12 protein-coding genes are annotated in these 21,844 nt (G+C 48.5%); 4 read left to right on the top strand and 8 right to left on the bottom strand.

What is annotated here, in order from left to right; genetic code table 11:
- Positions 1-4: 4 nt before the first annotated feature.
- Positions 5-745, bottom strand: a complete 741-nt coding sequence (locus D0C16_RS01065; RefSeq protein WP_151030616.1) for a hypothetical protein — start codon at positions 743-745, stop codon at positions 5-7.
- A 253-nt stretch (positions 746-998) separates the two neighbouring features.
- Between D0C16_RS01065 and D0C16_RS01060 the strand changes: the two genes are divergently transcribed.
- From D0C16_RS01060 to D0C16_RS01045, 4 genes are all read left to right on the top strand, one after another.
- On the top strand, positions 999-3,497 hold the full coding sequence (locus tag D0C16_RS01060) for a glycoside hydrolase N-terminal domain-containing protein (RefSeq protein ID WP_151030615.1): 2,499 nt from the start codon (positions 999-1,001) through the stop codon (positions 3,495-3,497).
- Positions 3,498-3,639: 142 nt separating this feature from the next.
- The gene (locus D0C16_RS01055; RefSeq protein WP_225318857.1) at positions 3,640-4,386 is read left to right on the top strand and encodes a phosphatase PAP2 family protein; all 747 of its coding nucleotides are present in this window, start codon (positions 3,640-3,642) and stop codon (positions 4,384-4,386) included.
- Entirely contained in the window at positions 4,373-5,263 is an 891-nt protein-coding gene (locus tag D0C16_RS01050; RefSeq protein WP_225318856.1) for a lipid kinase, read from the top strand. Before D0C16_RS01055 ends, D0C16_RS01050 begins: the two co-directional genes overlap by 14 nt.
- Before the next feature lie 36 nt (positions 5,264-5,299).
- A complete protein-coding gene (locus tag D0C16_RS01045; protein WP_151030614.1) occupies positions 5,300-5,752 on the top strand; it encodes a DUF2383 domain-containing protein in 453 nt (150 codons plus the stop codon).
- Between the two features lie 19 nt (positions 5,753-5,771).
- Here the strand turns inward: D0C16_RS01045 and D0C16_RS01040 are convergent, their stop codons facing one another.
- The 7 genes from D0C16_RS01040 to D0C16_RS01000 form a co-directional block, all read right to left on the bottom strand.
- The gene (locus D0C16_RS01040) at positions 5,772-6,590 is read right to left on the bottom strand and encodes a MipA/OmpV family protein (protein WP_151030613.1); all 819 of its coding nucleotides are present in this window, start codon (positions 6,588-6,590) and stop codon (positions 5,772-5,774) included.
- Positions 6,591-6,890: 300 nt separating this feature from the next.
- Positions 6,891-9,617: a cellulose-binding domain-containing protein gene (locus D0C16_RS01035; RefSeq protein ID WP_151030612.1), complete on the bottom strand. Its 2,727-nt coding sequence runs from the start codon at positions 9,615-9,617 to the stop codon at positions 6,891-6,893.
- A gap of 555 nt (positions 9,618-10,172) precedes the next feature.
- Entirely contained in the window at positions 10,173-11,168 is a 996-nt protein-coding gene (locus tag D0C16_RS01030; RefSeq protein ID WP_151030611.1) for a DUF4380 domain-containing protein, read from the bottom strand.
- A gap of 260 nt (positions 11,169-11,428) precedes the next feature.
- Positions 11,429-11,674, bottom strand: coding sequence for a TIGR02647 family protein (locus D0C16_RS01025; RefSeq protein WP_151030610.1), 246 nt, complete (start codon positions 11,672-11,674; stop codon positions 11,429-11,431).
- A 189-nt stretch (positions 11,675-11,863) separates the two neighbouring features.
- Positions 11,864-14,821: a DUF6055 domain-containing protein gene (locus D0C16_RS01020; RefSeq protein ID WP_151030609.1), complete on the bottom strand. Its 2,958-nt coding sequence runs from the start codon at positions 14,819-14,821 to the stop codon at positions 11,864-11,866.
- A 345-nt stretch (positions 14,822-15,166) separates the two neighbouring features.
- Positions 15,167-19,096 carry an endo-1,4-beta-xylanase gene (locus D0C16_RS24305; RefSeq protein WP_370458201.1) on the bottom strand — a complete coding sequence of 1,310 codons (3,930 nt, stop codon included), beginning with the start codon at positions 19,094-19,096 and terminating at the stop codon, positions 15,167-15,169.
- Positions 19,097-19,479: 383 nt separating this feature from the next.
- On the bottom strand, positions 19,480-21,660 hold the full coding sequence (locus tag D0C16_RS01000) for a glycoside hydrolase family 6 protein (RefSeq protein WP_151030608.1): 2,181 nt from the start codon (positions 21,658-21,660) through the stop codon (positions 19,480-19,482).
- Positions 21,661-21,844 lie beyond the last annotated feature (184 nt).

The following is a 21,844-nucleotide window of genomic DNA, read 5'->3' as shown; positions in this document are numbered from 1 at the left end:
TCGCTCAATTTATTTTTAAATGAGTTAGACCTTCCAAGGGTATTTGATAGACAGAATTACTTACTTTATAGCTATTTTGTATTTCCAAGTATTTCCCGCTTTCTAAAAGCGTTTTGATTCCGGATTGTAAAATAGCAATACTGGTTTTCACTTTAGTGGATGGATCTTTGCCAAAATACACCAGATCGACAGGAAACGAATAACCGGGCTCCATGGTAAATTGCACATCCGGATTGGTCAGTTTTATTTGATCACAACTAATATCCGTACAGATCAAACTACTGACTTTATCTTCGTAGAGCAGTTTCATCCCATCACTGGGCTTTTCATATTTTATCGGGATGAGCCCATTCTTTTTCGCAAATGCAACTTCGTCGCCACTAAAAGCACCCATTTTGCTGGCCTTTGGACGCCCTTGAATAGAAATGATGTAAGTGTTTACATCATAAAACTCTTCAAAACCTATTTCCTGGGCATATTCAGTTTGATACCGCCGCGAAGCCAACATGATTCCGTTCATGGCTTTTGCTTTTTTAACGGAATTAGCTAGCGTATCGAATTCAAAATTTACGCGCACGTTTTGGCTCTCATAGGCGGCTGAGATTAGATCTATAAACAAGCCTGAAGGCCCCTCATCGGTGTAGGGTGGATAGATAAAAGTGTAGATAGTTACTTCTTTCATCGACGGCTGATGCACACATCCCGTTAGAGCTGCGACCAATAACAATGCCTGAATTATTTTCACGGAACGACTCCCCTGTTTTAACCCTATGAACTCGACGACCCCGTCATTGCACATGATGATAAACGCTCAACGAACCCAGCACCATTAGAAATACTGACACCAGACACCATCTGTGCAGACCAGTAAGTCTAGCAAATGCCCTTTACATTTTTAAACCCAAACAAAACCGCCGCAGCTTACAAATCACCGATAAACTAGGCACCTGCCATTCCACAAATATACATAATTAAAATCGCCTCGGGGAGAATGAAACATGCAAACCATTACGCGCCTTTTAAAAGGTAGCACCTTATTTGCGTTTATTCTTTTTAGCGCTTCGAGCTTGGCGCAGCAACAAGAACTCAAGCTTTGGTATGAACAACCCGCCAACCATTGGGAAGAAGCCCTGCCCTTGGGTAATGGGCGTTTGGGGGCCATGGTGCACGGTGGGGTTGCGCAGGAAAACTTGCAGCTGAATGAGGATACTTTTTGGGCCGGCGGGCCACACAATAATTTGAACCTGACAGCGCGCGAGTCACTGCCGAAAATTCGCGAGTTGATTAGCGCTGGCAAATACACCGAAGCTTCTGACCTCGCGGAGAAGACCATTACCAGCCAGGGCTCCAATGGTATGCCCTATCAGACGGCGGGCAATTTACTGATTGATTTCCCGTCTCACAAAAATGCTACTCACTATTATCGCGAACTGGATATTAGCAACGCGGTGGCGCGCACCCACTATAAAGTGGGCGATATAACCTATACACGCGAAATTTTCAGCTCCTTTGTCGATCAGGTAATTGTTATTCGGTTAAGTGCCGATAAACCCAAGACATTAGGTTTTAGCCTCGCATTAACTCACCCCGATAAATTTACTGTTAAGGCCGATGCAAGTAACGCGAGCCTATTAATGCAAGGCCGCTCACGCGACCACGAAGGTATCAAGGGCCTAGTGCAACTCGCCAGTTTGGTAAAGTTGGCCGCGCATGATGGAACCCTGAAAGCAAACGGCAGCAAACTGGAAATAGCCAATGCATCCAGCGCGGTCATTTTGGTATCCATGGCAACCAACTTCGTCAATTACCATGACATTAGCGCGAATGCACTCGCACGCAGCGAAACCGCAATGGACAAAGCCACAAAACTATTCACCGCAAACGATACTGCCTATGCCGATCGGCTGGCGGCGCACAGCATTTTTTATAAAAAGTATTTTGCGCGCGCATCACTGGATCTGGGCAGCAATGAATTTGCACAGGAGCCAACCGATATACGTATTCGCGAATTTGCCAAACGCTATGACCCACAACTTATTAATTTATATTTTCAGTTTGGCCGTTACTTACTGATTTCATCATCGCAACCCGGCACCCAGCCAGCAAACCTGCAAGGTATATGGAATTATCGCCAAGACCCGGCCTGGGATAGCAAATACACGATCAACATCAATGCGGAAATGAATTACTGGCCCGCGCAAGTGACGGGACTGGGCGAATTGGAAGAACCGTTTATTCAATTAATCCGCGAGCTGGCACAAACTGGCCAACAAAGCGCCCGCGATATGTACGATGCACGCGGCTGGATGGCACACCACAATACCGATATTTGGCGCGTGAGCGGCGGGATTGATATGTCTTGGGGGGCCTGGCCCACCAGCAACGCTTGGCTAGTGCAACACCTGTGGCAAAAATATTTATACACCGGCGATAAAGAATTCTTGCGCAACGTGTTCCCGATAATGAAAGGTGCGTGCGAATTTTTTGAGGATTTTTTAATTAAGGATGAACGCACAGGCTGGTTAATCGTATCTCCTTCTATGTCACCGGAAAATGAACCCTCTGCAACGGGTAAAAAAATTGCGGCGGGCGTAACAATGGATAACCAACTCCTGTTTGATTTGCTTACTCATTCCATCGCGGCCGCAAAAATATTGGATGAAGACTCACAAATCAGTAACCGCTGGAAAAAAATTACCGACCAATTGCCGCCCATGCAAATTGGCCAATATCACCAATTGCAAGAATGGCTGGAGGATTGGGATAACCCCCAGGACAAACATCGCCATATATCCCATTTGTATGGCCTGCACCCCAGCAACCAGATTTCGCCGCTGCGCACACCGGAATTATTTAATGCGGCGCGCGTAACGCTCGAACAGCGCGGCGACCCGTCCACTGGCTGGTCCATGAATTGGAAAATTAATTTCTGGGCGCGCATGCTCGATGGCGACCGTGCCTTAAAATTAATTCGCGAACAAATAAAGCCGGCATCCCTTAATACCAACACTATTTCTCAGGAGGGCGGCACCTACCCCAATATGTTTGATGCGCATCCGCCGTTCCAGATTGATGGCAATTTTGGTTTTACTGCTGGTTTAGTGGAGATGCTCGCGCAAAGTCATGATGGTGCTCTACATCTGTTACCAGCCCTACCACAAGATTGGCCCAGCGGTGAAGTAAAAGGGCTGATAATGCGCGGTGGCTTTGTGGTGGATATGCGTTGGGAAAAAGGGGCGATTAGTGAATTAAAAATCCAGTCACGCCTGGGCGGTAATTTGCGTATACGCAGCTACGCACCGTTACCCAAGGCCATGGGTTTCAGTGTAAACAAAGCGAGAGGGGAAAATAAAAATCCATTTTATTCGCTACCCGCTATTAAAAAACCGTTAATTCACACCGCCAAAAAACTACCCAAAGTATCGCTGGATAATACTTATTTGGTGGATGTAAAAACTGAAGCAGGGAAAACCTATCAATGGGTCAATAAGCTTTAATTGTGAATCCAGGAGCTTTAATTTTAAGTTGATCACAAAACTAATCCACCCATTGAACTAGTGGCTCGCAATTTGCGTCTTACTTACAGACATACCCAGTACTGGACAGCGACAGAGCACGGAATTTTAAGGAGCACTTGCGATGCAGGATAAAACAGCCATGCAGGAAACTGCCTCCGCATCAACCAATAGGTTGATGCTGGCTATCCACTGGTTATGGCAACGGGAGTTACCGGTTCTACTCGCTATTTTTGCCACTTTTGTATCGCTGTTTTTATTTGTCTTACTCACACAATTGGCGCTGCAAGAACAACCCCACGAGTTGGATCGCTATTTACTGCTTTTAATGCGCAACCCTCATGACTTGAGCGACCCACTTGGCCCACCATGGCTGGAGGAAGTCGGGCGAGATATTACCGCACTGGGTGGCAATGCCGTGCTGATTTTGTTGACGCTAGCGGTACTGATATTTTTACTCATGAGCGATAAATCGTATTTGGCATTAGTGGTACTAGTTGCCACCTTGGGCGCATTGGGGGCAAGCAGCTTATTAAAAAAATCCATTGATCGCGATCGCCCTGACTTGGTTCCCCATCGCACAGTGATTTATACCGCCAGCTTCCCCAGCGGGCACTCCATGCTATCCGCCAGCACCTACCTCACCCTGGGCGCGTTATTGGCAGCAACGCAACGGCGTAAGCGAATTAAAATTTTTATTTTATTATTTTGCACATTTATCACCTTGTTGGTGGGCATTAGCCGCGTATATTTGGGCGTACATTGGCCTAGCGATGTAGTGGCCGGTTGGACTGCAGGTGCCGCCTGGGCATTAATCTGTTGGTTGCTTGCACGCGGTTTACAGAGGGCGAATAACCGTGACCACGCCTAAAAAAGCGCTAATGTTGATCAATCCCCACAGTCGCATCGGCAAGGATTCGGACATCGCCGAAGGTGTTGCATTGTTGCGCGAGGCAGGCACGGAGGTGCTCATCCATTACCTAGATGATTCCACAACGGCCGAAGAATTGATTGAAAACAACCACAAGGATATTCAATTAGTGATTATTGGCGGTGGCGATGGCACGATTAACTCAGCGCTACCCGCGCTCTATCGCCACAAATTGCGCTTTGCCATATTACCCATGGGTACCGCCAATGATTTAGCCCGCTCACTGGAAATCTCGCCCGACATTGATGATGCCTTTCGGATTATTTATGAAAATAATTATCGGAAAATAAACCTGGGAATTGTCAACGGCCGCTATTTTTTTAACGTTGCCCACATCGGGCTAGGCGTGGAAGTGACTAAGGAACTAACACCCGACTTAAAAAAGAAATGGGGCGTATTTAGTTATTTAAAAGCTATTTTTTCAGCCTTTCACAACCAAAAAAAGTTTTTTGTATCGATAAAATCAAACGGTAACAATTATAGGTTGCGCTCCATACAACTCGCGGTAGGCAGTGGCCGCTATTACGGCGGCGGCAATATAATTGCCGAAGAATCTGAAATTGATGATGGACTACTGCATTTGTATAGCCTTTATCCCCAAGGTTTTTGGCAAATGCTCGCCAGCGCCCCACTATTGCGCTTTGGTAAACACAAACAAATTCGCAGAACCTTTACGCTTGCGAGCCAGGACATGGAAATTGTTACAGCGCCCACCCTTGAAATTCACGCCGATGGCGAACATATCAGCCACACGCCCGCACTTTTTACGGTGATTCCTCAAGCATTGGAAGTTGTATGCGCGGCACCCCCGCACTAATAATGTGGTATGACAAATTATCGGAGGGAACAAAATATGTTTCGTTTGTTATCTGATCTTGAAGTATCGCTTAACGAATTACTGGTAGCCTGCCGCGAATCCGTGGATCACTTTCGCGATGGAACCCAAATTGTGGCCAGCGAGAGAATTGCACAGGAATTAACGCACATTGGTGATGCACGCGAAACATTTATTCCAGCATTGGAGCAGCGAATTCGGGAACTAGGTGACTTACCCACAATGCCAGACCCGGACAAAGAAGATAGCGAGATGTTGCTGCATCGCATTGGCGCCGCCGTTACTGATAATTACACTTACGCAGTATTACAACAGCGTATGGATGCCGAGAAAAACATATTGGCCCTGATCGCAAAAGCCCGCACGCACGACGAAAACAATACCAGCGAGGAACTGTTAAATAATCTGCACGCCCATGCGGGTAATACCATTGAAAAGCTATCTGCATTCGCTGAACTATCACCGCTTTAAATTGCCGTGCGAGCGGGAGCTACTCAGTCCAATTCCAGGTTTTAAATAACCAACCTACCCCAAAGGAAAAACTCCAGTAATCGCCGGTTTCAACCAGTGGGCTATCGTAAAATACAGCATCGCGCAAATTGTCGTAACGCAGGCTTACACCATAAACCAGGCTTCCCTGTTTGGAAGAAACACCCACTTCTGTGAAGGTGCCGCTAAACCCAGCGTCAGCAGAATACTCTGACCGTGCGGCAGTAACATATTGCGGCGCAACATTGTAGTAGTGCTGATGGTATCGATCCGAACCATAGAGTGCGCCTACATCCAGAGAGACGCGCCAACGATCCAACACACGCGGTTGAATCCAGGTCAGCATGGGGTTGGCAACGTAACCGATATATTCACTATCACTGCCGAAGGCAAACGCAGGCCGCACCGGCAAACGCAAAATCAACCCGCGATTAAAACCGTGCCCGGTTAAATCAATATTCACCGACGGCCCCAATTGGAATTCAGATTCCAACTCCGGCATACCTTCGCGCAAGCGATTGTCTTCTGCACCATCGTTTAAGGCTAAATCGGCGCTGATATTGAATTCAATTCGCTCGGCGAGGGAAAACTCGGCGCGCGTGCCATCGCGATCGGATTTTAAAATTCTACCCCGGTATTCCACCACAGGAATAGGCAACACTTTAGTGTGGGTTTCTTCCGAACCTCGATAATGCGGCAAGTGCTGTCCACCTAGCCCCATCCCAAATTCCAGTTCATGTCGAAACTCTTCGGCAAACAGGTGCGCCGAAAAAGCACCAATGAATAACCCAGTACTGCTCAAAAGTATGCTACGCAACATGCTCGCTAAAATTCCTGTGTCCACAAAGGTCGATCCGTTAAATTGGAGCACACGGTAAAGACAAACTGATGAAAACTCAAGGTGACGAATGTATCGAATCCTTACCCTTGCGAATCACCGCAAAAGAAGCGGCGCAATTGATACCCTGCAGCAGATGAGCGGAGCAGTAGATGGGCGCAATGACTGGGCGCAATAAATTCGTAGGGGTTCAATTTATTGAACCCTAAAATTATTGAGCTCATAAAAAAGCCCGGTCAATGACCGGGCTGAAGACACACAAAGAACCACAAGTAGAAATTGTTAATTACACGCTGCGCCAGTAACCGCAGGAATTGACGCGTTTAGATTAGAAGGCTTGGTACCCTGGAATCCGAATTCAACGGTTTGACCTGGCTGAATAGTGCCGTTGTAACCAACGTTCACCGCATTGTATGGATTGGAACCCGTGATGGTTGCATTCCAACCACCAGTTACTGCGCTGCCATCGCTATAACTCCAGTTCACACTCCAACCATTGATTGCGGTAGTGCGATTATTTTTAATACGAATCGCCGCGGTAAAACCGGTACCCCATTGGTTGCTAACGACATAAGTACAATTCGCTGCTGTCGCACTGCTGCTGGCCACAGAACTTGCAACCGAGCTGGATGAGCGACTGGAAGAAACGATTGAACTGGAAGACGAACGACTGGAACTGATTGCACTGCTGGTTTGCGCAACAGAGCTGGACGAGCGACTTGAACTGGTTAGTGCAACTGAACTTGATGAACGACTGGAACTGGTAACTGCTATCGAGCTGGATGAACGGCTGGAACTGGTAGCGATAAGACTGCTCGCCACACTGGAGGACGTCACTACTCCTGACGGTTTACCATAGGCAACGCCGCGACCAGCAGTACTCATGTACACCAGACCGTAAGTATTCATATCGCCAATAACAAACTGGCCATTTGCCGGGCCACCAAACTCCTGATCATCATTATTAATGCGTACCCAACTAGTGCCCGCATTGGTAGAGCGATAAACGCCGCGCACGCCATTCACTGTGCCCCACATGTACACCGTTGGATAGGTCGCACCACTGGCTGCTTTGCCAAACCCAACAGCACCGGCATAGCTAATTCCACTGATAGTAGTGAAAGATGAACCCGAGTTAGTAGAGCGAGCCAAGCCACCACCATAGAGCGGCACCCAAATATCCCCTTCAATTCCCGGTGCAACACGAATCACACTGGATCCGTTAGCGGCTAGCGAACCTGCAGCAGCAAAGGAAACACCGCCGTTGGCACTCACCATCATGGTGCCATTGTTGTAAGCGTAGAATTTGTTGCTGTTAACCGAATCCGCCACCGGGCGCGCATTGGTTACACTCAAACCGGTTACCGCAGTCCAGCTTGAACCCAGGTTGGTCGAACGATAAGTCGTCGCAGAATCTTGCGGGCTATGCAGCAATACACCGCCGTTGGCCGAGAGTGCGAGCTGGCCATTCTTGCCATTCATAGTCGCGGCTTTAGTCCAGGTCACCCCGGTATCGACGGAGGTGTAAATCGCCGGCGTATCGTTACCTCCAGCGCGCGCCACAATGTTGGTCGCCTGGGATGCAACTGCCAAACCGGTGGTGCTGCCCATGCGTGGATTATGAATCGGTGCGTATTGGGCTGGGTCGGTATGGCGGAAGCCATCATAGTCACCAATCACCGTGAAGAGCGGGCCATTCGCGACGCTAACGATATTCAGCGGTACAGTTTCCTCCAGCCCCTTCACGTTAAACGCCCAGGTGGTGGTAGTGGCATTGATATTTGAAGTTCTGAAAATACCATTGCCCGACGTAACCCAGGCTGCATTGGTATCAAAGGGATCAAACTCGATCGAACCAGCCCAATGGATCGCATGACCATTAATCCAGGTAATACCCTGAGCATCGCGTGCAAAACCACGCTGAATCACATCGGTCCAGCTACTGCCGCCGTTGGTAGAAATAAAGATTCGATCACCCCAGGCATCGCCCTGTTGCATATAGGTATTCACGGTAGTGGCCAACAAACGCTGCGGATTGCTGGGGTCAACACTGATTCCGCCAAAGGCCCGGGTGTAGCCACTGGGGGTTACGTTAGTCCAGACACCGCTACTGACGTTGTACTTCCAGATCTGGCCGGCATCCATGGGTTCGGGCTGCGCCCAGTGTCCGTGAGGGCCAGCGCCATTGGCGTAGGTGATGTAGAGATTGCCATCGCCCGCGTAGGCCGCGCGTTGCGGAATATAGGCAGTGGGTGCACCGGAGATAGCTGTGAAAGTCGCGCCGCCATCGTTACTGCGATAGAGGTTTGCACCCACCGAGCCAAAGCGGGAAACACCGACAATCAAACGTTGTGCAGTGCCGCCAGAGACACTGAGCGGGTCAGGCGCCACAAAGCTGATGCCGTTTTCATTGGGTGTGGTGGTGACATTCAGGCCGGACAAGCGCGCCCAGCTGGAACCGGAATCAGAACTCTTGAACAAGCCATTAAAACGGGTACCCACGTAAAGGACGTTGCTGGAACCCGGATCGACTTGCAAACGTTCGCCGTTCTGGCGCCCCATGCCATTACCGTGGGCTTTGAACTGGTTGCTCACGTTAATCAGCGTGAAGGTTTTACCGTAATCCGTAGAGCGCAAAATGGCGCTGTTACCGTTATTGAAATAGCTAATACCCGCAAACAGGTAGACTTTGGCTGCATCTTTTGGATCTACTGCAATCGACTCGACGCCGAGTAAACCAGTTTGATCTTCAGACACCCAATCCAGCATCGATACCCAACGACTGTTGGCTTTATCCCAACGATAAGCGCCACCCACATCGGTGCGGGCGTAGACAACGCCCTGCTCAGTTTTGCTGGGAATTACCGCCGAGACAAAACCTCCGCCGCCAATGGCGAGGCTGTCCCAGTTGTAGGCTTCAGAGGTTTGAGCGATGGTGTTAAGTGAAACCAAGGGGCTGAAACTAGCGACAGCCAAGAGCGTGCCCAAGGCAATTTTTTTGAGTTGCATAGTGATCTCTCGTCGAGTGACTTCTCGTTATTAGCGTTATTTAGGAGCTTATTATTTGTACTGAAATGAGCTTTGGTCGTGCGTGTAGCTAGATTTGTACGGTTACCAGCAGGCCTACCCTCTCCCTTCACTGGCTGGCACCACCAGTAACCGCACAAATTCGGATGACAGTTGCACAACGGGCAACCGCCTGAAGGAGATACTCTTCCTTCGGAATCGTTTAAAACGTTCGATGCTTTGTTAAAACCAAGAGCTTGGGGGATAAGCCCGATATAACCGTATACTTGCCAATTATTTTTATTAGAAGCAAAAATTTTATGGTTTAAATATGTTAATTAATACTAATAGATTAAGAATCAATAACCAAACATTATTTGGTTATTGTCAGTTAGGCTCAAACGTACTTTTGGATATATGCGCCAGTCGATGATCGCGCTTGCTGAAAATCAGGATTAAGCCACCACCACCCTCTTTCACCACGAGGGGGATGGAAGCCATTAGAAGCATTAACTGATGAACAAGAGGGGTTGCGTAGGTTTAATTTGGAAAAACGAGTTACAACTTACCGGCAATGTTTAGCTGATGCAAAAACTCGATATGCGCCGCGCGAGTATTCGCTCCAGTGTAGGGTAATAAGGTCCAGATCTCTGCTGCCCCCATGCTAGCCCCGGGTGCCAAAGTCTTGTAAGGCGCGTGCACTTCCAACTCCAGGAGTCCCGCGTCGGGCTCGCTGTGCAGAAATTCCTGATACAACTCTATCTGCCCCTGCTCCGGGTGAATGGCGCTTTTTGGTTGCAAGGCAAATTGGATAATCAACAATTGATCCGCGCGAAATGCCGCCATCCAACCCTGTGATGGCTGGATAAACACCTTGCCCTTGCGCCCCTGCTTTTGTGCCGAGTTAGCATTTTCCAACGCAAAAATGCCATCGCTAAAATTATGAGTTAAACCATCGTATGTAGTATCTGAAAAATGTTCGACACGCACATCTTTCATATTTGCAACAGGAACATATACCTGAGATGTGTAAGGCACGCGAGAGTTAAACCAAATATCCCACGCAACGTTGGAATCGCGAATGTTCGTTGCTTCTACGTCCAGTTTTATTTGATTGGGGTTACCGCTCACCAGGCTGTAAGCCTTTTTAATTGCAACGCCAGATATAGGGCTGTTAGGGCTTTGCAACACTACTTGCTGTGCATTTTTTTCCTGCGTTGTATTTTTCGCCAGAATCAAATAGGGATCCGGAGGCCAAACGGCTTTTGCGGCACGACGCGTATCATTCAACAATTGCTGCTGCCACCAATGACTCTGCGGACCTACCCAGATTTCATGCCCTAAATAACCAATATTATTCGCAGTTGGTGAAACATCCGGATTAGGTTCGGTGACAACAGCATCCCCCACTTTTAAAAAATTGGGCTTGTTAACCAGACGTGCGGACAATAAACGACCGCCGATATCCGGCGTAATTTCTACTGCCAGGGTATCGTTAGCGAGACGAAGAGTTTCTACTTCGGCCTGTGCCGAGAGCGCGAGAGGAACAAACATAAGAAAAAAATTCCTTATCAGGAAAATAAATGTTTTAGGCATGCTTGATCTCTCACAATTTTTTATTGGCTAGCATTCTTGTTAAAAACCGCGCTTGTTGATGAACTCAATTGCAGCTTCGCTAGCGTGTATTTTTTTGACTAACACCGCTTGGTTATTTAATGCGGCTGATTGTTGTGCGTAGCTGTAGCGGCGCGAATGCTCTCATTGTCATTCGTAAATGTCACTAGTTAATTAATCGCTAACCGGAGATCACTGGCTTAGAGCAAAGGCTTGGAATTCAAAATATGCAGCAGTTTTTGCAAATGCTCACAACACTCACTGCCCAGCGGCGTCGGGTAACCGCCGTCCACGTGGGTAATGAGTTGTTTTTCGTAGAGCCGGCGCGTGGCCGCAATCAACTCAGGAGCTGCATTGGAGTGAACTTTTAAACCAGTCTGGTGATTGGCAGAATCAAACATCTGCAGAATTTGTAGCTCGGCAGCTACCTCAGTACTGATGGGCATAAATTGCCTCCGTTATTATTGACTGACAGTGATTACCACAGGTTTATTGTTGATGGTCTTAATAGTACCCGGTTAACAATCTTATCTCGGGCAGTTAACGAATAGCACAGCGCAGGATTATCGCCAGTGTTTTACCCGGCAAAAAACAAAAAACTCCCGGTTTTTCAGGCCGGGAGTTTTTTACTTATATCAAGGACGCCAGATATAAGGCGGGGCCACTGTAATATCTGTGGCCGATGTCACACCACTCCAATCATCGGCAACAAAGCCGTAGAAAGTGTTGGCCGATTTTCCGCTGGATACAAACTCCAGATCCCCCATCAGGGTTGCAGTCCCTGAGGCAGACTGGTTATTGCCAAACCATCCCAATGGATAAAAAGTACCCAGCACTTTTGCAGATCCGCTCACATTGAAATTGCTCGCGCCGTGATGCGGATGGCTAGCCACACCAATCAAGCTCAGTGCACCAACAGTGCCGCCCGAGACTGTGCCATTTATCACCGTTGCCTGGTTATCAATACGCGCACTGCCCGTCACGCTGCCACCCAGGATTTTTGCATAGGGACCAACATAGACAGTGGATGGAGTTCCGCTCGGCGCACAACCGCCGCCATTACTGTGGCGAACAGTTCCACTCGGGCAGGCATCACGCGCACCATTTTTAAAGCCTTGCGGCCAGGCGCCCTGCACTTCCACCATATAGGGGTAGCGATAAATTGACGGATAAGCTTTGCCATCGCCGGGATTATCCCAGGTAATTTTTTGGTAAGCAGTCGGTGTTGCCGTCACTACCAGGAATACATTTTCACCCGGTGTTAAACACAATGAGATTTCACCATCAGTACCGCGTTGCAATTCGGTGTAGCGCGATTGCGTCATACTGCTGTTGGTAGATACCAGCCCCCAACGCCAACCGGAATTTGCGCCGTTTTGCACAACACCGCGGAATTTTATCGTAATCGTTGTTGCACCGGTCTCCGGGAATAATTGCACAACGTTGTAACCCCAACGCTGCGGTGCCCAATAATATGGCGATACAAAACGGCGGTTCTGCGCAAAATTGGTATCCAGTGATTCAAGCTGTGTTAAACGCAAACGACGCGCAGTGTAACTGCCGGCATCTGCATTTAAATTGCCATAATTCTGGCGATACACGGCGCCCTGATCTGCACCATCCGGATCTTTATAATCCCAGGTCACGTTGTGCATTGCCCACTCACCAAAGCGATCATTTAATTGTTCGATGTTCCAGTTTTGGCTGAGCATTAATTTTTGCCAGGGGTCGCGCTGACCTGCGGGCGCGTTGTAAGCCCACATATTATTTACCGCACTGTGACAGTATTTATCTTTTACGAATTCAAAGAATTGCCAGTTACAGTAGCGATCGCGGGTATTGCCGTAATACAAGTGCGGCATGTTGGGCAGCATTTCCGAACAGTGCACATTGGTGTTGAATAATTGATGTGGCATCCAGTTAGCGTGAGATTCATAAATCCAGCAGCCTGCGCCGCCACAATCACCGAAACCTTGCGTAGTAGATTGCACACCATGCATAAATTCATGCGCTAAACCCCAGGGGTCATTTGCAGCGCCCGGTCCAATCCACATGCCCATGTAATTAATTCCATTGCGCGACCAGCCGCCACCCCAGAGCGGGAATTCATTATCAAAATGCACCGCCGCTTTGTATTTGGTTGATGACGTGCAATAAGGCTGCGGGAAATAAATCGGCGCACCAAAATACGAATCCCAAATACCTTCCAATGTGGTCAATGCGGCTTGCGCATTTGCAGTGGTGATATTGGTTCCGTCTTTCCAATAAACCGCAAAGTGCTCTGATTCCAAACGCAAAGGCGCGCCGTTTTCACCACCATCTTTTGGTGCAACCCAATTGCCCGCTACGCAATTATTTACCGGTGGTGTAGAACAACTTGAACCTGCCCAAACGTTATCGGCCTTGGGCGTAACGCACGCTTGAGGCGCAACACTGGAACTGGAAGAACTGCGCACAGAACTGTTCAGCACTGAAGAAGATACAACCGAAGAAGCAACTGATGAGCGAGAACTCGATACCACAGAGCTAATGGTTGACGAGCGACTACTCGAGGTTAACACGCTGCTCGCAATAGAAATTTTGCTGGAGGACTGACTGGAAAGCGCCCCGGTTTGATTCACACCCAATACCCGCCATTCCAAAATACCGGTGGATTGCTGCGTGTTGAGCATACGTACACGCACGCGATTAGTGGTTACATTCGGCACTACCAGTGTATTAAAACGATTAATCACCAAAGGCAAATTGCCAATCGCCACCCAGTTGGAGCCGTTAAAATATTCCAGCACCGCATCGGTTGGTGTGAGCACACCGCCGGCATCATCAAACCAATATATTTCTGTTGAAGAAATAGTCACTGGATTAGCCCATTGGTATTCCACCCACTGGTAGGAGTTAGGGTTATTCCAGTTGCCGTAGGCTCCTTTGGATTTATCGTTAGAGCTTGCTGGCTGCGAATTATCATTCACTGCCGCCAATGTTTCCCAGGATGAAACATAAGAAGTCGACGCAGTTGCTGCGAGCGCAAGGTTGATTGCATTAACTGCACTGGACATACTGCTCGCCACTACTGAGCTGCTTTTACTCGTCGCGACTGTACTGCTGGCAGCGATGCTTGATAGAGCTGTACTGGAAATTGCAATGCTAGAAGGCGCTACGCTTGACGGTGCCACTGAACTGGCTGCAACTGAACTATTTACCACCACGCCACTACAAATACTGCCAGTCACCTGCGGTTTTTCTGCAACACCACCATTCTTATTAACTTGAAAGCCAAAATTTGCCGACTGCCCCGGCTGGATTGTACCGTTCCAGGAAATATTAGTGGCTGTATAAGGATTTGCACCAGTCAGGTTTGCGTTCCAACTGCTACTAATGCGATTGGTGGTGTATTGCCAATTCACTGACCAACCATTGATGGCCGTATTGCTGGTATTAGTAATTGTGATGCTGCCTGTTAAACCAGTGTTCCACTCATTAGCGACCGAGTAGATACAACTGGCGGTTTGTGCCATCGCCTGTTGAGTTGCAACAGAAGCAAAAACACTCAAGCAGAAAGCCATCCTGAAACGATTGAGTTTCGGAAGTTTCATAGAGTTTCTCCGGGGAGCTGGATTAGGATGTTTGTAGTGACCGGATACGATATTTTTTATTATTGAAAACAAATGGAGCAAAAAAATTCAAATTTAAAACAATCGAACTGTTATTTTTATTAGGAAACAAACGTTAACCTATAAATATTTTTACCGTTGCGCAAGAATCTCACTTTTCAATAAAAAAAACCGCATTCTTACGCACAAAATATTTAATTTTTAAAAAGATTCGCGTGTTGATAGCATCACGCAGAGGCCGGGCTCACGCAGATTTTTAGAACTCATCAATAAAAAACTCCCGGTTTTTAGGCCGGGAGTTTTTTTATTCAACACCTCGGTGTCGAATTATTGCAAAGGCGGATAAGCGTTGTTAATCAACACTTGGAAACCTTCTTTGAACCAACGACCAGCTACTGGCGCGTTCGCCATCGCACCCGTAGTGGTGCCAGCCGCATTGGTATAAGTCGGATCACACATACGGTCAAAGCCTTTTGCTGGATCTAATGGATCGAACGATAATTCTTTCGATGCCGCACCATCAGACTCGCCTGGTGGTTTAACCCACACATATGCATCTATACCCACTGCTGGCGCCGCTTGAGGACGTTCGCCTACACCGCCGGGTTGGTTACACCAGTTGCCGCGATGAGCACGACGGTCAATACGCGATTGATCAACAAAGGTATCCAACACGGTGCTGGTTGACTGCGCCGTTGGACGATTAGCACCGCCCCAACCATTGCGTGAGGTGTCTACCAACATACCGATTGAAGATGGGAAACCAGCGGCAATCATTGCTGTGCGCCATGCTTGTACGAAGGCAACTTCACTGAACTGGGGGTTCCACTCATAGAACTTGGCTTGACGGGTTTGAGTGCCGCCACCGCTGCCCGGGAATGCGCTGTTAGCCAGTGAATCCAGGAAGGGTTCGTATAAGGGAGTGTAGCCAGAGGTATTGGAAACAAAACCGGCGATCGAGTTAACACCACCAGTTGCACCTTTGATGGCGTCAGCAATCAGGGTAACCGCCTTGCCGAAGTTGTCGGTCCAACCCAACCAGCCTGAGTGGCCTATATCTACGTAGGAGTAAACGTTGGTCAACGGGTACAACTTGCTCAAGGTGTAACGGGTGTTAGCAATGTAACCGTAGGTTGTGTCAGCTGCTTCCTGACAGGCTGGCGTGCTCAGATTGGTAACCAGGTTTGGCAGCGAATCCGGTTCGATGATTGCGATAATACGCAGGCTTGCATATTTCGCATCAGAGAAGATTGAAACAAGTTTGTCGACGTATTCAGTGCGATAGCGAGTCGAACCTTCAACGCCTTGCTTCAATTCACCGTTAGACGCCAGCGCTTTACAGTCACGGTTTGGCAAGTCATAAACCACTACCTGAATAACGTTTGCGTTTTGCGCAAGCGCTGCATCGAGGTGATCGCGCAGCCCCCAGCTGCCATCGGTTGGCTCTATTGCGCCTATGCGGTCCATCCACACAGCGGTGTTGTAACCAGACACTTTTGAACCACCGGTTTCAGCTTGTGCTTTTGCCGACCAGATTGGATCAACGTACCAGCGCGCGTCAACAAATGGGTTATCCAAACGCACGCCAGGGGTTACAGCAACACTTGAGCGCGAGCTCGAGCTAATCACCGCACTGTTTGAACTGCGCGAGCTGGAGGTCATCGCCAGGCTGCTTGAGGTCGCAGGCATGCTCGCGCATGATGGGTTAAATCCGGTAGAACAGGTTGAGTTGAAACTGTTTGAACTCGGTGGAGACGACCTTGAAGAACTGGTTGCACTGGTACTACTTGGACGCGAGCTAGAGGTTGCCGCACTCGAACTGGCGCGCGGTACTGTCGCCAGAGCTTCTGCAACGCCTTGGTACGCAGGTTTTTTCTGCAAGCTGTCGTTAAACATCAGCGGCCAATCCGGCAAATTTTGATTGGTATAGAACCAACTGTCCGGATCTGCAATCCCCCAAACCACAACACCACCACGACGTGCGGGTGGAACTATATCCAAGTAAGCCTGAATGATTTCTTTGTAGCGCGCTTTTTGACGATCAAGGCCCGTACATGAAATTGCACAGTCACTGCGATTCTTAAAATCGTTATTAGTGTTGCCATCGTATGGGTTGTTAATACGCACATCCAATTCAGAAATTTTGATTTTGAGCGTTGGACTCAGATCAACAATTTTCTGCAATGATGCACGAATGTTGGCAATCGACGGATAGTCATTCATCACGTGCATTTGGAAACCAACACCATCAATAGGTGCGCCATTAGTTAACAAGCGTTGGACCAAATTTACTAATGCAGTGGTTTTGGTTCCGTTTTCTTCGGTATTGAAATCGTTGTAATACAACTCCGCCGTTGGGTCCGCAGCGCGCGCGCGACGGAAGGCTTCATCGATATATGACGGGCCAGCATATTGACGATAGAAGACCGATTGACGATAGCCGTTCGCTGAGCCGCGACCGTCGTCATCCGCTGCATCAAACAATGCTTCGTTTACCACGTCCCAGCTTTTTACCTTGCCCGCAAAATGCGCGGCAACGGTATCAATGTGACGTGCGAAGTCAGTACGGAAGTTGGCATTGGTATCAGTAGCCCAGGTTGGCAGCTGATAGCTCGGGTGCCAAACCAACGCATGACCATGCAAAGATTTGCCATTGCTTGCAGCCCAATTTGCCAGACGATCTGCGTTGGTGAATGAGAAATTGCCACCGGAATACATGTAGCTCATTTTCATAATATTTTCAGCAACGATTTGGCTGAATTCTTCACGCACAATATTTTGACGCGCAGTATTGGTGAAGATATCTGCAGCACCACTTCCCGCGGCAACTGCAACACCAATCGGGAAATTAACCAGACTGGAAAGTCCGCTGCCAACAGGCACTGGTGGTGGCTCACTTACATCGCCTGCCACAGAGAAATTGTCAACGAAGAAGCTAACATTAACTGATCCATCAACCGATTCAACGATAAAGGATTCAAATGGCGTCGCTCCACTTGGCGTATAGGTACCGCGCAGTAAAGTCCAACCATTCGCACTGACTTGTGCACTGGCAATTTCAGTGTATTCGTTGTAAGTCGCGGTATCCGTATCATCAACCAATTTACCAGTGAGTTTGATGGTTTCCGGCAATTCTCCCGGAGCCAACTTAACCCAAGCGGCAACTTCATAGGAGTTACCTGCGGTTAAAGCTTTTACGCTAAATGTTGCACCATTCCAATAGGCCGTTCTGCCGCTGACAAACAAACTTGCGTTGCCTGCATAACGATCCGCCGTACTTTGAACGATAGTCGCCGCGCCGCGGGTACCCCAATTTGTGGTACCACTTTCTACATCGCCATTGACTGCAATATTATTTGCGATCGATGAACTCACCGAGCTGGAAGTACCCAAGCTGCTTGATGTCACCACCGAAGAGCTGGACGCAACTGCAGAGGACGCCACAGAGGAGCTTGAAACAACTACAGAAGACGCCACAGAAGAACTGGATGAACTCGCCACTGAAGAAGGCGCAGAAGAGGAAGACGGAGCTAACGAAGAAGAACTAACAGACGACAGCATCGCTGAAGAACTTGAACGGCTGCTGCTTGACGGAAGAATCTGCGAGCTACTGCCGCTAACAATTCCCCAAGGCGCAGGCTGTGATGCGCAAGTAGTCCGTGAAATACAACTTTTGTTGTTTTCATAGCCCCAACCATTTTGGGTGTTCACACACAGAGGATAAATAGTTCCGTACCAATTACATTGCTGCCCGCTAATCGCACTGGATACCGTTGAACTCCTTACACTACTGCTAACTGCAATGCTGGATGAACTTCTCACACTACTTACTGCGACTGAACTCGGTGCTGAACTTGGTGCAGAGGACCTCGCACCACCGCAAATATTGCCGGTAATGGTCGGGCGTTCAGCGCTGCCACCACGCTTGTCCACCTGAAACCCGAATTGCACGCTTTGACCTGGCGGAATACTGCCATTCCAACTCAAGTTGCTAGCCGTGTAAGGATTGTTACCAGAAACGTTCGCATTCCAGGATCCTGACAGTCGATTGGTGGCATATTGCCATCCCACTGTCCAGCCATTAATTGCGGTGGTGCTGGTGTTGGTAATTGTAATAGCGGCGGTGGCGCCGGTACTCCATTCATTGCTAATGCTGTAACTACAATTCGCTGATTGCGCGAGTGATTGCTGTGCCCAAATACCGCTACAAGCAACCACTGCAACTCCCAGCGTTTTTCTAAAAAACGCAGACTGCATGGTCATAGTCTCCTGATAGTTAATGAAAAATTTTTTATTTGTTATGGATGACTCATGTCCTTGAATCAAATGAGCTCCTGTGTGCTGACCTAGATAAAAAAGCATTTTTATTTCAAAAATTTTTTTGTAGGAATCACTTGTAAGAAAAATATTTCCTATAAAAAAATTTCGACCACTAATTTCAAGATCCCATAAAACAAAAATCCGGCCATCACAAGGTGAAGGCCGGAAAAGTCACAGTTGTTTCAGGGGTAACACGCGAAATCAGATAAAAAGTGTGAGCGTGAAAAGTTTTTCTATCTGACTTCATTTCACAAAGTAGTCGTCCGTGACCAAGGCATCTCTCCAAATGCCTGTCCTGGGCTCACTCTCACTCGACGCGTTTATTGCAATGCTGGATAAGCGTTGTTCACCAGTACAGTGAAGCCTTCTTTGAACCAGCGACCTGCTACAGGAGCATTTGCCAACGCACCGGTTGCCACAGTGCTATTGCCTGCGCTATAGGTGTAAGTTGGGTCACACATACGGTCAAAGCCTTTAGCTGGATCTTGTGGATCGAAAGACAATTCCAAAGACGCAGCGCCATCTGACTCACCTGGTGGTTTCACCCACACATAAGCATCGATACCTGGTGCTGGGGTCGCTTGTGGGCGCTCACCGATACCACCTTTCTGGTTGCACCAGTTACCGCGATGGGTACGCTTATCAACACGAGATTGGTCTACGAAGGTATCCAATACAGTGCTGGTTGAAGCAGCAGTTGGACGGTTCGGACCACCCCAACCATTACGTGAGGTATCTACCAACATACCGATTGTTGCAGGGAAGCCAGCAGCAATCATGCGAGTACGCCATGCTTGAACGAAGGCCACTTCGCTGAAGTAAGGGTTCCATTCAAAGAAAGTTGCCTGACGGGTTTGAGTACCGCCACCGCTACCTGGGAACGCGCTGTTAGCCAGTGAATCCAGGAATGGTTCGTACAGTGGGGTATAACCTGCAGTGTTAGATACAAAACCAGCCACTGAGTTAACGCCACCGGTAGCACCTTTGATTGCATCGCCAATCAAAGTCACTGCTTTACCGAAGTTGTCATCCCAACCCAACCAGCCTGAGTGACCGATATCTACGTAGGAGTAAACGTTGGTCAACGGATACAACTTGCTCAGCGTATAACGAGTGTTGGCAATGTAACCGTAGGTTGGATCAGTTGCCGCCTGGCAATCAGGATCGTTCAGGTTAGTTACCAGGTTTGGTAATGAATCTGGTTCAATGATCGCAATGATGCGCAGGCTTGCATATTTAGGATCCGAGAAAATTGACACGATCTTGTCAACGTACTCAGTGCGATAGCGAGTTGAACCTTCAACACCTTGCTTCAACTCGCCATTAGACGCGAGCGCTTTACAATCGCGGTTGGGCAGGTCGTAAACAACAACTTGAATTACGTTAGCGTTTTGCGCGAGCGCAGCATTCAGGTGATCACGCAATCCGTAAGAACCATCAGTTGGCTCAATAGCTCCGATACGGTCCATCCACACAGCAGTGTTGTAACCAGAAACTTTTGAACCGCCAGTTTCAGCTTGCGCTTTGGCTGACCAAATTGGATCTACGTACCAGTTAGCACCAACAAATGGGTTATCCAAACGAGGACCAACAGGAACACTTGAGCTTGAACGTGATGTCGTGGCCACGCTGCTTGAGCTACGCGATGTTGAGGTTGCAACAACGCTGCTGGAGGTCGCCGGAACACTTGAGCTGCTCGGACGAGATGAACTGGTGTAACAAGATGGATTATTGCCTTCCGAGCAAGACACGCTGCTTGAGCTACGAGAGGTAGACGTTGAAATCACGCTCGAACTACTCGGACGCGAGCTGGAAGTTGCTGGCGTGCTGGAACTACTTGGGCGGGAGCTTGAAGTAGCAGGTACGCTTGAACTACGAGGAACAGAACTGGTTGTTCCAACTACACCATAGGGTGCTGGTTGTGCAGCACAGGTTGTGCGAGACACACAGCTCTTGCCATTTTCATAGCCCCAACCGCTTTGGGTAGTAGCACATAGAGGTTGCAAGGAGCCGTACCAATTACACTGCTCACCTGACACTATTGGAGTGCTGCTACTTGAACGTGAGGTGCTGGTCACAGCAATGCTTGAAGGTGCAGAGGAACTGGTAGTTACTGGTGGAGTACCAGAGCAGATACTGCCAGTCAGAGTTGGCATTTCGGCAGAACCGCCGCGCTTATCAACTTGAAAGCCAAATGTCGCACTGCCACCGGGTTGCAGGGTGCCGTTCCAGCTCACGTTGGATGCAGTGTAAGGGTTGCTGCCGCTAACCTGTGCATTCCATGAGCCGGTCAGGCGATTGGTAGTATATTGCCAACCCACGGACCACCCGTTTACCGCTGAGCTACCGCTGTTAGTAACAATAATTTCTCCGGTCAGACCGGTAGACCACTCATTGCTAATTTTGTAAGTACAAGCAGCATTAGCACTTTGGCCAGCTGCCGACAAACCAAGACCCAGCGCAATCGCCAGACCTAAGGTTTTTCTTGTTGGAGTCATCATTGAAGTTCTCCTGGATTCCAGTGAGTAGAGCTGTAAGCTCTCGTTATTATTCGGCGCCTTCTACTACAGGCGCTTATGTTCCTTACTTCCTGCAAGGCACCACAAAACGGCTGTGGTTGTTCATTCCATCGGGGCTGAAAGATAAAGGCTTGTTAGCGCTACCTTAATCTTTTAACAATTTCTC

Origin of the sequence: Cellvibrio sp. KY-GH-1 (assembly GCF_008806975.1) — a bacterium.
Taxonomy (GTDB): Bacteria; Pseudomonadota; Gammaproteobacteria; order Pseudomonadales; family Cellvibrionaceae; genus Cellvibrio.
This window is presented reverse-complemented; position numbering and strand designations above follow the sequence as displayed.